At 61.1% G+C, this 14,003-nt stretch carries 16 protein-coding genes; 8 read left to right on the top strand and 8 right to left on the bottom strand.

All coding sequences use genetic code 11. The annotated features are described in order from the left end of the window. Positions 1–7 precede the first annotated feature (7 nt). Entirely contained in the window at positions 8–895 is an 888-nt protein-coding gene (locus FIV39_RS28825; RefSeq protein ID WP_053127337.1) for a cytochrome c oxidase subunit 3, read from the top strand. A gap of 6 nt (positions 896–901) precedes the next feature. Here the strand turns inward: FIV39_RS28825 and FIV39_RS28820 are convergent, their stop codons facing one another. After that, positions 902–1,105 (bottom strand): twin transmembrane helix small protein, encoded by a 204-nt coding sequence (locus FIV39_RS28820; RefSeq protein ID WP_016978774.1) that lies wholly within the window; start codon positions 1,103–1,105, stop codon positions 902–904. A gap of 45 nt (positions 1,106–1,150) precedes the next feature. On the opposite strand from FIV39_RS28820, the gene FIV39_RS28815 reads away from it, so the two are divergent. From FIV39_RS28815 to FIV39_RS28795, 5 genes are read left to right on the top strand one after another with little or no spacing between them, the layout of a single operon-like run. Next, positions 1,151–1,915, top strand: a complete 765-nt coding sequence (locus FIV39_RS28815) for an SURF1 family protein (protein ID WP_090401274.1) — start codon at positions 1,151–1,153, stop codon at positions 1,913–1,915. Continuing rightward, positions 1,881–2,465 carry a hypothetical protein gene (locus tag FIV39_RS28810; RefSeq protein WP_090401273.1) on the top strand — a complete coding sequence of 195 codons (585 nt, stop codon included), beginning with the start codon at positions 1,881–1,883 and terminating at the stop codon, positions 2,463–2,465. The genes FIV39_RS28815 and FIV39_RS28810 overlap by 35 nt, the downstream gene beginning before the upstream one ends. Positions 2,466–2,475: 10 nt before the next feature. After that, a complete protein-coding gene (locus FIV39_RS28805) occupies positions 2,476–3,555 on the top strand; it encodes a COX15/CtaA family protein (protein ID WP_090401272.1) in 1,080 nt (359 codons plus the stop codon). Beyond that, positions 3,543–4,442 carry a heme o synthase gene (gene cyoE, locus FIV39_RS28800; protein WP_090401271.1) on the top strand — a complete coding sequence of 300 codons (900 nt, stop codon included), beginning with the start codon at positions 3,543–3,545 and terminating at the stop codon, positions 4,440–4,442. The genes FIV39_RS28805 and cyoE overlap by 13 nt, the downstream gene beginning before the upstream one ends. Then, the gene (locus tag FIV39_RS28795) at positions 4,439–5,074 is read left to right on the top strand and encodes an SCO family protein (protein ID WP_090401270.1); all 636 of its coding nucleotides are present in this window, start codon (positions 4,439–4,441) and stop codon (positions 5,072–5,074) included. The genes cyoE and FIV39_RS28795 overlap by 4 nt, the downstream gene beginning before the upstream one ends. A gap of 144 nt (positions 5,075–5,218) precedes the next feature. Here the strand turns inward: FIV39_RS28795 and FIV39_RS28790 are convergent, their stop codons facing one another. From FIV39_RS28790 to FIV39_RS28780, 3 genes are read right to left on the bottom strand one after another with little or no spacing between them, the layout of a single operon-like run. Further along, positions 5,219–5,989: a MetQ/NlpA family ABC transporter substrate-binding protein gene (locus FIV39_RS28790; protein WP_090401269.1), complete on the bottom strand. Its 771-nt coding sequence runs from the start codon at positions 5,987–5,989 to the stop codon at positions 5,219–5,221. Between the two features lie 51 nt (positions 5,990–6,040). Beyond that, on the bottom strand, positions 6,041–6,715 hold the full coding sequence (locus tag FIV39_RS28785) for a methionine ABC transporter permease (protein WP_090401268.1): 675 nt from the start codon (positions 6,713–6,715) through the stop codon (positions 6,041–6,043). Next, entirely contained in the window at positions 6,715–7,722 is a 1,008-nt protein-coding gene (locus FIV39_RS28780) for a methionine ABC transporter ATP-binding protein (protein ID WP_090401267.1), read from the bottom strand. The genes FIV39_RS28785 and FIV39_RS28780 overlap by 1 nt, the downstream gene beginning before the upstream one ends. 265 nt (positions 7,723–7,987) lie before the next feature. Here FIV39_RS28780 and katE point away from each other — a divergent pair, with 265 nt between their 5' ends. Further along, a complete protein-coding gene (gene katE, locus FIV39_RS28775) occupies positions 7,988–10,129 on the top strand; it encodes a catalase HPII (protein WP_090401266.1) in 2,142 nt (713 codons plus the stop codon). 49 nt (positions 10,130–10,178) lie between these two features. Here katE and FIV39_RS28770 read toward each other — a convergent pair whose 3' ends face one another. The 4 genes from FIV39_RS28770 to zur are packed head-to-tail and all read right to left on the bottom strand — an operon-like array spanning position 10,179 to position 12,984. Then, entirely contained in the window at positions 10,179–10,898 is a 720-nt protein-coding gene (locus tag FIV39_RS28770) for a PA5502 family lipoprotein (protein ID WP_090401265.1), read from the bottom strand. Positions 10,899–10,935: 37 nt separating this feature from the next. Further along, positions 10,936–11,724 carry a zinc ABC transporter permease subunit ZnuB gene (znuB, locus tag FIV39_RS28765; protein ID WP_027608036.1) on the bottom strand — a complete coding sequence of 263 codons (789 nt, stop codon included), beginning with the start codon at positions 11,722–11,724 and terminating at the stop codon, positions 10,936–10,938. Next, positions 11,717–12,502: a zinc ABC transporter ATP-binding protein ZnuC gene (gene znuC, locus FIV39_RS28760; protein ID WP_090401264.1), complete on the bottom strand. Its 786-nt coding sequence runs from the start codon at positions 12,500–12,502 to the stop codon at positions 11,717–11,719. The genes znuB and znuC overlap by 8 nt, the downstream gene beginning before the upstream one ends. Next, positions 12,502–12,984 carry a zinc uptake transcriptional repressor Zur gene (gene zur / locus FIV39_RS28755; RefSeq protein WP_090401263.1) on the bottom strand — a complete coding sequence of 161 codons (483 nt, stop codon included), beginning with the start codon at positions 12,982–12,984 and terminating at the stop codon, positions 12,502–12,504. Before zur ends, znuC begins: the two co-directional genes overlap by 1 nt. Before the next feature lie 58 nt (positions 12,985–13,042). Between zur and FIV39_RS28750 the strand changes: the two genes are divergently transcribed. Continuing rightward, on the top strand, positions 13,043–13,972 hold the full coding sequence (locus FIV39_RS28750; RefSeq protein WP_090401262.1) for a zinc ABC transporter substrate-binding protein: 930 nt from the start codon (positions 13,043–13,045) through the stop codon (positions 13,970–13,972). The last annotated feature ends 31 nt before the right edge of the window (positions 13,973–14,003 follow it).

Here is a 14,003-nt window from a genome sequence, read left to right as displayed (position 1 = left end):
CGAATACATGTCGACTCATGATACGTACTACGTACCAGCGCAAAGCAAATGGCCGATAATTGCCACGATTGGCATGCTGGTCACCGTGTATGGCCTGGCCGTGTGGTTCAACGACCTGAAGGCGGCACGCCCGGAATCCCACGGGCCGTGGATCTTTTTCGTCGGTGGGCTGTTGCTGGCCTACATGCTGTTCGGCTGGTTCGGCGCGGTGATCAAGGAAAGCCGTGCCGGTTTGTACAGCGCGCAGATGGACCGCTCGTTTCGCTGGGGCATGACCTGGTTCATCTTTTCCGAGGTGATGTTCTTTATCGCGTTCTTCGGTGCGCTGTTCTATGTGCGGCATATGTCTGCGCCCTGGTTGGCCGGTGAAGGCTCGAAGGGCATCGCGCACATGCTGTGGCCGAGTTTCGAGTTCGCCTGGCCGTTGCTCAACAACCCTGATCCAAAGCTGTACCCCGCACCCGAGGGCACCATCAGCCCCTGGGGCCTGCCGTTGGTCAATACCATTTTGCTGGTGAGCTCGAGCGTGACCATCACCATCGCCCACCATGCCCTGCGCAAGGGCCATCGCGGTGCGCTGAAGATCTGGCTGGCGATCACCGTGCTGCTTGGCCTGGCGTTTCTCGGGTTCCAGGCCGAGGAATACATCCACGCCTACAAAGAGCTGGGCCTGACCCTTGGCTCAGGCGTGTATGGCGCAACCTTCTTCATGCTCACGGGCTTTCACGGCGCCCACGTGACCATCGGCACCATCATTTTGTTTGTGATGCTGATGCGCATCCTGCGCGGGCATTTCAATGCCGAGCATCAGTTCGGTTTCGAAGCGGCCAGTTGGTATTGGCACTTCGTGGATGTGGTGTGGATTGGGCTGTTTTTCTTCGTCTATGTGCTGTGAGGCGACTTACCAAGGCGCGTGAGACACCAGCTGGCCGCTGAAAAAGCCCCAGGCGATCAAGGCCACGGTGATCACGGCCAGTACGACACGCACGGTCAAGGCAGTGACGAGGCGGTTGGAGTTGCCCTCGTCCTTGACCAGAAAGAACAAGCCACTGAACAGGCTCACGACGGTCGCGATCAGCATCAGGGCAATGGCTGCTTTGAGCATGGTCTGGTTCCTGGCTTTGGTGGGCATTGAGGGGATGGGCGGGCAATGAAAACAAGTATAGCCAGCGCCATGAAACGCTTTCGTCCAGGTATCGCACCGACCCTGGTGGTGATGATTCTGCTGCCGTTGATGGTGGGCCTGGGTTTCTGGCAACTGTCACGCGGCCATGAGAAGCAGTTGCTGGTGGACAGCTATGCCGAACGCCGCGTGGCTGAGCCGATCAGCAGTGTGCAGCTCGGTGACATGGCGGACCCGGCCTTTCGCCGCGTGCATTTGCGCGGGCAATTCGATGCCGAGCACAGCGTACTGCTGGATAACCGCATGCGCGACGGCAAGGCGGGCGTCGAGTTGCTGCAACCCTTTCACGATCAGGCCAGCGGCCTATGGCTGTTGCTCAATCGCGGTTGGTTGCCGTGGCCGGATCGGCGCACCCCGCCCGTCTTCACCACCCCAGACCAGCCTTTGAATCTCGACGCCTGGGTGTATGTCGCGCCCGGCGAAACATTCCAGTTACATGCAGACCCCACGACCGCGCAATGGCCGCGCCTGTTGACCGCGCTGCACCCCGCTGCGTTATGGGCTGAGCTCGGTCGCAGCGGTTTTGCCTACGAACTGCGCACTGAAGCCGGCCCCGGTACGTACGAAACCACTTGGCCCATCGTTGCGATGGGCCCGGAAAAACACCTGGCCTACGCGGTGCAGTGGTTCGCCATGTCGCTGGCGCTATTGGCGCTTTACCTCTACCTCGGATGGCACACCACAAAGGAGAAGCCCCATGGGAACGGCCATGAATCCACCCAACATGTCTGAGGTGCCTGATCGGCGCAAAGGCCGCTGGCAACTGTTGCTGATCCTGCTGATGGTGATCGGCCCGATGGCGCTGGCCACCTTCATGTACAAACTGCAGTTCTGGGTGCCGGACAGTCGCAGCTACCACGGGGAAATGATCGGTAACGGTCAGACCCGCGCCGATATTGGCGTGCAGGCCGATGAACAGCGCTGGCAGTTGCTGGTCACCGCGCCCGCTGCCTGCGCTGCCGATTGCCAGCAACTGGTGTACCTCGCGCGCCAACTGCAGATCGGCCTGGGGCGCGACGCCTCACGCGCCAGCCATGCCCTGGCCAGTGCGCAACCGGTCGGTACCGACTATGACGCCAAGTTGAAGGTCGAATACCCGCAATTGCAGCGCTACTCGCTGGACCTTTCGACCTTCACCAAAAACGCCGCCGCGCCGGGCGATGCGCAACTGTGGATCGTCGACCCCCACGGCAATCTGGTGCTGCGCTACGACGCCAAGGTCAAGGGCAAGGACTTGCTCAATGATCTGCGCCACCTGCTGAAACTGTCGAACATCGGATAAGGGCATCGTCATGGCCAAACCTGGATTTCGCCTCGCGTTGTTTGCCACCCTGCTGGCGCTGATCGTCGTGCTGCTCGGCGCCTACACCCGCCTGACCCATGCCGGCCTTGGTTGCCCGGACTGGCCGGGCTGCTACGGCTTTATCAGCGTGCCGCAAAGCGAGGCCCAGTTGGCCCATGCCGAATTGCATTTTCCCGATACGCCAGTGGAGGCTGACAAGGGCTGGGCCGAGATGACCCATCGCTACTTTGCCGGCACCCTGGGCCTGTTGATTGTGCTGTTGGCGGCGCGTTCGTGGAGCCATCGGCATGATCCGGGCCAGCCGGTGAAACTGCCGTTGTTTGTGCTGATGGTGGTATTCGCCCAGGCGGCGTTTGGCATGTGGACGGTGACCTTGAAGCTATGGCCCCAGGTGGTGACGGGGCATTTGTTGGGCGGCTTTGCGACCTTGAGCCTGTTGTTCCTGCTGACCCTGCGCTTGTCCGGCGTGCTGCCCGCCTTGATCGTGCCCAAGCGCCTGCAATATTGGGCCACGGCGGGTCTGGTGCTGGTGATCGGCCAGATTGCCTTGGGCGGCTGGGTCAGTTCCAACTACGCGGCGGTGGCCTGTATCGATTTGCCCACCTGCCACGGCCAGTGGTGGCCTGCGGCGGACTTCGCCAACGGCTTTCACCTGACCCAGCACATCGGGCCCAATTACCTTGGCGGCCAACTCGACAGCGATGCGCGCACCGCCATCCACCTGACCCACCGCATCGGTGCGGTGCTGGTCACCGTGGTGCTTGCGGGCTTGGCCTGGCAGCTGCGCGTGGTCGGTATGACTCGGCTCGCGGGTCTGCTGTTGATTGCCCTGGCGGCCCAAATCAGCCTGGGCCTGAGCAACGTGTATTTCCACCTGCCGCTGCCGGTTGCGGTCGGCCATAACGCCGGCGGCGCGGCGCTGTTATTGAGCCTGGTGCTGGTCAATTACCACGCCCGCACCAGTCTGGTCCGGGTACGTCACCAACTGCCCTTCGGCTGGCGCTTCAGCCCGCGCAAACACGTATCGGGCCTCATCACCCTTAAAGGAGAGATGCCATGGCGACCTTGATCGGCGCGCGCCACAGCCAGGCGATCTGGCGCGATTACCTGGAACTGACCAAGCCGAAAGTGGTGGTGTTGATGCTCATCACCTCCTTGGTCGGCATGTTCCTCGCGACCCGCGCCGGCGTGCCGTGGGCGGTGCTGATTTTCGGCAACCTGGGGATAGCCCTGTGTGCCGGTGGCGCGGCGGCGGTGAACCATGTAGTGGACCGGCGGATTGATGCGGTGATGGCCCGCACCCATAAGCGACCGTTGGCGCAGGGCCGTGTATCGCCGATGGCGGCGCTGGCCTTTGCTTTGTTTCTAGCCGTTGCAGGATTGGCCTTGTTGCTGGCGTTCACCAATCCCCTGGCGGCATGGCTGACGCTGGCTTCGCTGTTGGGTTATGCGGTGATCTACACCGGCTTTCTCAAGCGCGCGACGCCACAAAATATTGTTATTGGCGGCTTGGCCGGTGCCGCGCCGCCGCTGTTGGGCTGGGTCGCCGTCACCGGCCACGTCAGCGCCGAACCCTTGTTATTGGTGCTGATCATCTTCGCCTGGACCCCGCCGCACTTCTGGGCGCTGGCCATTCACCGCAAGGAGGAATACGCCAAGGCCGACATCCCGATGCTGCCGGTCACCCATGGCGAGCACTACACCAAGGTGCATATCCTGCTCTACACCTTCGCCCTGTTGGCGGTGAGCCTCATGCCCTATGTGATCCATATGAGCGGCCTGCTCTACCTGGCGTGTGCGCTGGTTTTGGGCGGACGCTTTCTGCAATGGGCCTGGGTGCTGTACCGTGGCGCTCAGCCGCACGCGGCGATCAACACCTTCAAGTACTCTATCTGGTACCTGTTCCTGCTGTTTATCGCCCTGCTCGTAGACCACTACTTACTGTTGAACCTATGACTCGAACTCAAAAAACCGTCTTTATCCTGGTGGCCATCGTCGCGTTGATCATGGGCCTGACCGTCAACAAAGTGCTCTCGGGCAAAGGCCAGGGCGACCCTACCGCGTTGATCGACGCCGGCATCATCCTGCTGCCGCAAAGCCGTCAGTTGCCACCGGTGAGCATGACCAACCAGGACGGCCAGCCGGTGCTGGTCAACGAGTTGAAAGGCAAGTGGAGCCTGCTGTTCTTCGGCTACACCTTCTGCCCCGACATCTGCCCGACTACCCTCGCCCAACTGCGCCAGATCAAGAGCGAGTTGCCTAAAGAGGCTGTGGACAAGTTTCAAGTGATCCTGGTCAGCGTCGACCCGAACCGCGACACGCCGACCCAGCTCAAACAGTACCTGGGCTATTTCGACCCGCAATTCGAAGGCCTCACCGGCGCGAACGTGGAGGATGTGCAGAAGGTCTCGAATGCCGTGAGCATCCCGTTCATCCCGGCAGACACCAGCAAGCCCAACTACACCGTCGACCATAGCGGCAACCTCGCGCTGATCGGCCCGGATGGTACCCAGCGCGGGTTTATCCGTGCGCCGTTGAACAATCAGAAGCTGGTAGCGCAACTGCCGGGGCTGTTGCAGCGCAAGTAACAGGCAACGCACAACACATGTGGGAGGGGGCTTGCCCCCGATGGCGGCAGATCAGTCAGCTCATGCAGCGACTGCTACTCCGCAATCGGGGGCAAGCCCCCTCCCACATTTTTTGATCTCCAGAGTGTTGGAGATCGAGTCGGATCAGAACGCCGGCAGGATCGCGCCTTTGTACTTCTCTTGGATGAATTGCTTCACTTCAGGAGTGTGCAGGGCTGCAATCAGCTTCTTCATCGCGTCCGAATCCTTGTTGTCTTCGCGGCTCACCAGGATGTTCACGTAAGGCGAGTCATTGCCTTCGATCACCAGGGCGTCCTTGGACGGGTCCAGTTTGGCTTCCAGCGCGTAGTTGGTGTTGATCAGCGCCAGGTCGACCTGGGTCAGCACGCGCGGCAGGGTGGCGGCTTCGAGTTCGCGGAATTTCAGGTTTTTCGGGTTTTCGGTGATGTCCTTGATGGTCGACAGGATGTTGGTCGGGTCCTTCAGGGTGATCAGGTTGTGTTTGGCCAGCAGCAGCAGCGCACGGCCGCCGTTGGTGGCGTCGTTCGGGATCACCACGTTGGCGCCGCTTGGCAGTTCCTCCAGCTTCTTGTACTTGCTGGAGTAAGCGCCCAGGGGCTCCAGGTGCACCGCGCCGACGCTCACCAGGTGAGTGCCCTTGGCCTTGTTGAACTCATCCAGGTACGGCTGGTGCTGGAAGAAGTTGGCGTCCAGGCGCTTTTCCGACACTTGCACGTTTGGCTGTACGTAGTCAGTGAACACTTTGACCTGCAGGTCCACGCCTTCTTTGGCGAGCGCAGGCTTCACGAATTCCAGGATTTCCGCGTGGGGCACCGGCGAGGCGGCGACCGTGATGGTCTCGGCGTGGGCGGAAAACGCGGCAACGGCGGCGAAAGCAACCAGTAGTTTTTTCATCCAACAAGCTCCTTGTTCGGGCATGTGCCGGCTTTTGACCGGCAATGGCCGTTATTTTCGAGAAAAATGCACCACCAGCTTGTCGCCGACGGTTTGCAGAATTTGCACCAGGATCAACAGCATCACCACAGTGACCACCATCACATCGGTCTGGAAGCGCTGGTAACCGAAACGGATCGCCAGGTCACCCAGGCCGCCGGCACCGACGACACCGGCCATTGCCGTGTAGGACACCAGTGTAATCGCCGTCACCGTGATCGCCGCGAAGATGCCAGGGCGTGCTTCGGGCAGCAGCGCGTTAATGATGATCTGGCGGGTGCTGGCGCCCATGGACTGGGTGGCTTCGATGATGCCGCGGTCCACTTCACGCAAGGCGGTTTCCACCAGACGCGCGAAGAATGGCGTGGCACCTACGACCAGCGGCGGGATCGCCCCCGCTACGCCCAGCGAGGTGCCGGTGATCAGCACGGTGAACGGGATCATCACGATCAGCAGGATGATGAACGGCAGCGAGCGCAGGATGTTCACGACCAGCGACAGCAGTGCGTACAGGCCTTTTTGCTCGAACAGCTGGCGTGGGCTGGTCAGGAACAGCAGCACGCCCAAGGGCAGGCCCAATACCACGGTGAAGAACAGTGAACCGAACAGCATGATCATGGTGTCGCCGGTGGCGAGCCAGATTTCGGACCAGTCGATATTGGCGAAGAAACTCAGGAACACTTCCATTAGCGCAGCACCTCCATGTGGACGTCTGCGGCGGTAAAGCGGGCAAAGGCCGCTTCCATGTCACCACCGGTGACCGCCAGGGTCAGTTGCCCGTAGGGGATGTCTTTGATGCGGTCGATGCGGCCGGCGAGGATGCTGTAGTCCACTCCTGTTTCGCGGGCGACGGTACCCAGCAATGGCGCGTAGGTCGCTTCACCTTGGAACGTCAGGCGCACGATTCGACCGGGTACATGGGCGAAATCGTCGTGCTGTTCGCCTTCGTCGACCTGCTCGGCTTCTTGTACAAAGCGTTTGGTGGTCGGGTGCTTGGGATGCAGGAACACGTCGGCTACCGAGCCTTGCTCGACGATCACGCCGGCGTCCATCACCGCCACCTGGTCGCATACGCGGCGAATCACGTCCATTTCATGGGTGATCAGCACGATGGTCAGTTTCAACTCGCGATTGATCTCGGCCAGCAATTGCAGGACCGAGGCGGTGGTTTGCGGGTCGAGGGCGCTGGTGGCTTCGTCGCACAGCAGGATTTTCGGCTTGGTCGCCAGGGCGCGGGCGATGCCGACGCGTTGCTTCTGGCCGCCAGACAACTGCGCCGGGTACTTCCTGGCGTGGTCCGACAGGCCGACGCGGGCGAGTAGCTCGGCGACGCGTTGATCGATCTCCTTGCGCGACAATTCGCCGGCCAGGGTCAGTGGCAGCGCCACATTGTCGGCAACGGTCTTGGACGCCAGCAGGTTGAAGTGCTGGAAGATCATCCCGACCTGCTGACGGAAACGGCGCAGGCCGTTGGCATCCAAGGAGGTGACTTCTTCGCCGTCCACCGTGATCTGACCGCCACTGGGCTCTTCCAGGCGGTTGATCAGGCGCAGCAGGGTGCTTTTACCTGCACCTGAGTGGCCAATCAGGCCAAACACCTGGCCGTTTTCGACACGCAGGCTGGTGGGGTGCAGCGCGGGAATATCCTTACCGGCGACGCGGTAGGTTTTATGGACGTTTTGAAACTCGATCACGTAGCGAACCTTGTGGGGCGCATGGAAAAGGGATCAGCGGTTAGCCGGGCGCGCATTTTAGCCTGTCCGTATAGCCTTTCTTAGCATTTATTTCGCATTCAACCAGTGATTTGGCAATAACGCGATCAAAGGTCATAAAAAAGGAACGGTGCAAAACGGTGTCAGTCACTACTTAAGCAACTCAATTTCCCAGGTGCCGTGCCTGGGGTTTTGCTCAAACGAGCCGGGGACCGCTCTGGCCACTTTGAATAAGGAGTTTTGACTGATGAGTACCAAGAAGCCAGCCACCCCGTCGAAGAGTGAGCTCGCGGGCACCGATACCCTGGACCGTGGCAACACCAACGCCAAGCTGCAGGCCCTGGAAGAATTCCGTTCCGATGCGACCGGCCAGGCCCTGCGTACCAACCAAGGCGTGAAGATTTCCGACAACCAGAACACCTTGAAAGTCGGCGCGCGCGGCCCCTCGCTGCTGGAAGACTTCATCATGCGTGAAAAAATCACGCACTTTGACCATGAGCGTATCCCCGAGCGCATCGTGCATGCCCGCGGCACGGGCGCCCATGGCTATTTCCAGACCTATGAAAACCATTCCGCGCTGAGCAAGGCCGGTTTCCTGCGCGATCCAGGTCATAAAACCCCAGTCTTCGTACGATTTTCCACTGTGCAGGGCCCGCGTGGTTCCGGCGATACGGTGCGTGACGTGCGCGGTTTCGCGGTGAAGTTCTTCACCGACGAAGGCAACTTCGATCTGGTCGGCAACAACATGCCGGTGTTTTTCATTCAGGATGCGATCAAGTTTCCCGATTTCGTGCATGCGGTAAAACCTGAGCCGCACAACGAAATTCCTACCGGCGGCTCGGCCCACGATACGTTCTGGGATTTTGTTTCGTTGCAGCCAGAATCGGCGCACATGGTGATCTGGGCGATGTCTGACCGTGCCATTCCAAAAAGCCTGCGTGCCATGCAGGGTTTTGGCATTCACACCTTCCGCTTGATCAATACCGAAGGTAAGTCGAGCTTTGTGAAGTTTCATTGGCACCCGAAGGTCGGCACCTGCTCCCTGGTGTGGGACGAAGCGCAAAAGCTTGCCGGTAAAGATACCGATTACCACCGTCGTGACCTGTGGGAAGCGATTGAAAGCGGCGACTACCCTGAGTGGGAATTGGGTGTGCAGATCGTTGCGGAAGAAGACGAGCATAAGTTCGACTTTGACCTGCTCGACCCCACCAAGATCATCCCCGAGGAACTGGTACCGATCACGCCGCTGGGCAAGATGGTGCTGAACCGCAACCCGGATAACTTCTTTGCCGAAGTCGAGCAGGTCGCGTTTTGCCCGGGCCATATCGTGCCGGGCATCGACTTCACCAACGACCCTCTGCTGCAAGGTCGTCTGTTTTCCTACACGGATACACAGATCAGCCGTCTCGGCGGCCCGAACTTCCATGAGCTGCCGATCAACCGGCCTGTAGCGCCTTTCCACAATGGCCAGCGCGACGCACAGCATCGCACGGTGATCGACAAGGGCCGTGCTGCGTACGAGCCGAATTCGATTGATGGCGGTTGGCCAAAAGAAACGCCGCCGGCTGCCCAGGATGGCGGTTTCGAAACTTATTACGAGCGTGTAGACGCCAACAAGGTCCGTGAGCGCAGTGAGTCGTTTGGCGACCATTTCTCGCAAGCCGCGCTGTTTTTCCACAGCATGAGCCACCACGAGAAAGAGCACATCATCGCGGCCTACAGCTTCGAGTTGGGCAAGGTGGAGCGCGAGTTTATCCGTGCGCGTCAGGTCAACGAGATCCTGGCTAATATCGATCTGGAACTGGCCAGGCGCGTTGCGCAGAACCTAGGTTTGCCGGCGCCGACCAAAGGCACGGTGCCGCCGCGTGAGACTTCGCTGAAAGAGTCGCCAGCGTTGAGCCAGGTGAACTTGCTGTCGGGTGATATCAAGACGCGTAAAGTCGCGATTCTCGCGGCCAACGGTGTCGATGGCGCGGTGATCGATGCGCTGAAAAAAGCGCTGGAGGCAGAAGGTGCCCATGCGAAGTTGCTGGGGCCGACCTCGGCGCCGGTGAAGACGGCGGATGGCAAGAGCCTGCCGGTGGATGCGTCGATGGAAGGCATGCCGTCCATTGCCTTTGACGCCGTGTTTATCCCGGGCGGAAAAGAGTCGGTGAAAGCACTGAGCGGCGATGGCGTGGCGTTGCATTACGTTCTGGAAGCCTACAAACACCTGAAGGCGATTGCAGTTGCCAGTGATGTGAAGCCACTGCTGGATCTGCTGAAGCTGGAGACGGATGCGGGGTTGATCGTTGGTTCGGATGCGAAAGCGTTCAAGGCGTTTTTTGCCGCGATTGCACAGCATCGGGTTTGGGATCGTGAGCCGAAGGCTAAGGCGATTCCGGCCTGATTTTTTGGTCGTTGGTTAGATCACCATCGGGGGGCAAGCCCCCGATGCGTTATTCCGCCTTGCGCGGAATCAGCACAACCTGCGCCGGAATATGCTTCAGAATCTGCCGGTGAATCTTCAGGTCATATCCCGAATCAATACGCTTCACCCGTTTGGTCAGCAACGTGGCCAGCCATGGGTAGTCCTGGGTGCGCGGCGCCTGGATCGTCACATCACACTGGTAATTCACCACGTCGGTGGCGATCGCATCCAGTTGATGGCGCAGTTCTTCGATGTCGGTGAGGTTCAGCGCCACGGTCGTGCTCGGCGCCGCCGGGTCGATGACCTTGGCTGCGGGCTTGGCTTCGGCGGCTTTGAGGGCCTCTTCGGCCTTATCCAATTCCGCCTTGCGGGCGTGGGTGATGGCGCTGTTCACGCCACCGGTCAGCGCTGGCGCCTTGGGCATCAGTGCGCGGGCTCGGCTCAGGGCGGTGGCAGCGGCGTTTACGTCGCCTTTTTGCAGCACGATCTGGCTGCGCTGCAGGTAAGCCTCGGCCAATTGACGTTGGTAGGGTTCCAGCGTCGGGTCATTGGGCGACTGGGCCTGCAGCGCGGCAAGTTGGTCTTCGGCGGTGGCCAGCTCACTGCTGGCCAGGTTTTGCTCCAGCTGCGCGATGGCCGCAGCACGCGGATCCGGGGCCTCTGGGGCGGCGGGCGGTGTGCTTTGACAGGCGCCCAGCAGCAGGGAAAACGCGGCAAGGAGCAGATAACGGGAGGTGAACAGCTTCATTCCTGCGACTCTCTATTTGCGCAAAAAGCGAGCAAGTCTACACCCCTCGACGGGGCAGGACAAAACTCAGCAGAAACAGGGCGGCCGCCGTGACTACAATCGACGGTCCGGCCGGGGTGTCCTTGAACCACGACAACGCCAGGCCCCCGCACACTGCCAGCATCCCCAACAGGCTGGCACCGATCGCCATCTGCTCCGGTGAGCGGGCGTGGCGCTGGGCGGCGGCAGCGGGAATGATCAGCAGCGACGTGATCAACAATACGCCGACAATCTTCATCGCGACAGCGATCACCACGGCAATCAGCAGCATCAGGGCCATGCGCAACGCTGGTACGGGCAAACCTTCGACCCTGGCCAGTTCTTCATGCACCGTGATTGCCAGCAGCGGACGCCACAGGGCTACCAGCAGCACCAATACTGCAGCGCTGCCGCCGAGAATCCAGGCAAGGTCGGTGGGGCTGATCGCCAGCAGATCGCCGAACAGATAGGCCATCAGGTCGATGCGCACTTCATGCATAAAGCTCAGCACCACCAGGCCCAGGGACAGCGTGCTCGGCGCCAGGATGCCCAGCAGGGTATCCGAGGCCAGTGGCTGGCGCTGTTGCAGGGTCACCAGCAGCACCGCCAGCAGCAGACAGCCCACGGTCACGGCGATGGTCGGGCTCACATCCAGCAGGAAGCCCATGGCCACGCCCAGCAGCGCGGCGTGGGACAAGGTGTCGCCAAAGTACGCCATGCGCCGCCAGACCACGAACGAGCCCAGTGGGCCCGCCACCAGCGCCAGAGCCAAGCCTGCCAGCAGGGCGTAAAGCAGAAAATCAGCCATGCTTGCAGTTATCTCCATGCTTGTGGGTGTGGGGCGTCGCGGGATCGTCAACGACAGCGCCATGCAGGTCATGGGCGTGGTCGTGATGGTGGTGATAGATCGCCAGGCTCTGGGCGTTCTTGCCGAACAGTTCGACGAACGCGGGGTCGTTGCTGACTTGTTCCGGGTGGCCGGAGCAGCACACGTGGCGGTTGAGGCATACCACTTGGTCGGTGGTGCTCATCACCAGGTGCAAATCATGGGAGACCATCAGCACGCCGCAGCCATGGCGGTCGCGCAGGCGGGTGATCAGGCTGTACAGCTCGGCCTGGCCGGCGACGTCGACGCCCTGCACGGGTTCATCCAGCACCAGCAACTCGGGCTCGCGCAGCAGGGCGCGGGCCAGCAGCACGCGCTGCATTTCGCCGCCGGAGATGCTTTGCACCGGGCTGTCGATGACCTGTTCGGCACCGACTTCCTTGAGGGCGGCCTGTGCGCGGGCGCGGTCCACACCAGGCACCAGGCGCAAAAAACGCAGCACCGATAAGGGCAAGGTCGGATCAACATGCAGCTTTTGTGGCATGTAGCCCACGCGCAGCTTGGGCTTGCGCCACACGCTGCCGGTGTCGGGCTTGAGCAGGCCGAGTACGGCACGCACCAGGGTGGTCTTGCCCGCGCCATTGGGGCCGATCAGGGTGACGATCTGTCCCGGCTCGACGCTCAAGGCGATGTTATCCAGCACGTTTTGCCCGGCAAACGTGACGCCGACCTGCTCCAGGCGGATTAACGCGTTGCTCATCAAGCCCCCTGGCAGCCCGAGCACAGGCCGACCACTTCGACCGTTTGCCCTTCGACCCGGAAGCCCACGTCGGCGGCGCTCTTGATGATGGCGTCGCTGATGCTTTTTTGTTCAAGTTCGATGGCGGCGTGGCACTCGCGGCAGATCAGGAACTGGCCCTGATGCGCGTGTTCCGGGTGGTTGCAGCCGACAAAGGCGTTGAGCGAGGCAATGCGGTGCACCAGGCCGTTTTCCAGCAGGAAATCCAGCGCGCGATACACGGTCGGCGGCGCGGCGCGGCGGCCGTCCTGCTCGCTGAGCACACCCAGGATGTCGTAGGCGCCCAGCGGCTTGTGGCTCTGCCAGACCAGTTCCAGCACCCGGCGGCGCAGAGCAGTCAGGCGCAAGCCCTTCTGTGCGCACAGGGTGTCGGCCTCCGACAGCGCGGTATGCACGCAGTGAGAGTGGTCGTGTGGACGGCTGGCAAGTGGTGTTATAGGCATGAGCGGCGACAGATATTTGATAGAGACGTTATTATGTTACCCGTTCCTACGTCATTGAGTGGTCATCGTGTCCCGACTTTTTCCCGTTTTTGTCGTATTTGTCACCAGTTTGTTCATCGCTGGCGCCGCTCAGGCCGAGGTCAAGGTGCTCACGAGCATCAAGCCATTGCAGTTGATTGCCGCCGCCGTGCAGGACGGTGTGGCGGTTCCGGAGGTATTGCTGCCGCCGGGTGCATCGCCGCATAACTTCGCGTTGCGTCCGTCCGACGTACGGCGCGTGCAGTCGGTCGATCTGCTGTATTGGATCGGGCCGGACATGGAGGGCTTCCTGCCTCGCGTGCTCAAAGGTCGTACGGCTCCGACGATAGCGGTTCAAGACCTTGCGGGGATGAAACTGCGCCGTTTCGCCGAAGATAGCCATTCCCACGCCGATGATGCCGACGAACATGATCACGATCACCGCCCAGGCAGCCTGGATGCACACTTGTGGTTGTCGACGGTCAACGCTCGCGTGATCGCCACGCGCATGGCGTCTGACCTTAGCGCTGCCGACCCGAGCAATGCCGCGCGTTACCAGAGCAACGCGAGGGCTTTCGACGAGCGCCTGGATGCGCTGGATGCGCGCCTGAAAAAACGTATGGCGAGCATCGGTGACAAACCTTACTTCGTGTTCCACGAAGCCTTTGATTACTTCGAAGCTGCTTACGGGCTCAAGCACACCGGCGTGTTCAGCGTTGCTGCCGAAGTGCAGCCTGGCGCCCAGCACGTGGCGGCGATGCGTACGCGTTTGCAGGAAGTCGGCAAGACCTGCGTGTTCAGTGAACCGCCGTTGCGCCCGCGCCTGGCCGAGACGCTGGTGGCCGGACTGCCGGTGAAGTTGGCGGAACTGGATGCATTGGGCGGCTATACCCCGGCGACAGCCCAAGGTTACGAGCAGGTGCTGGAGAAATTAGGCAACGACCTGGCCGGGTGCCTGGAGTCGCTCTAAGCAGATCGGGGATCAAATGTGGGAGGGGGCT

The organism is Pseudomonas grimontii (genome assembly GCF_007858185.1).
Classification (GTDB): Bacteria; Pseudomonadota; Gammaproteobacteria; order Pseudomonadales; family Pseudomonadaceae; genus Aquipseudomonas; species Aquipseudomonas grimontii.
The sequence above is the reverse complement of the archived record's forward strand: the minus strand, read 5'-3'. Positions and strand labels throughout refer to the sequence as shown.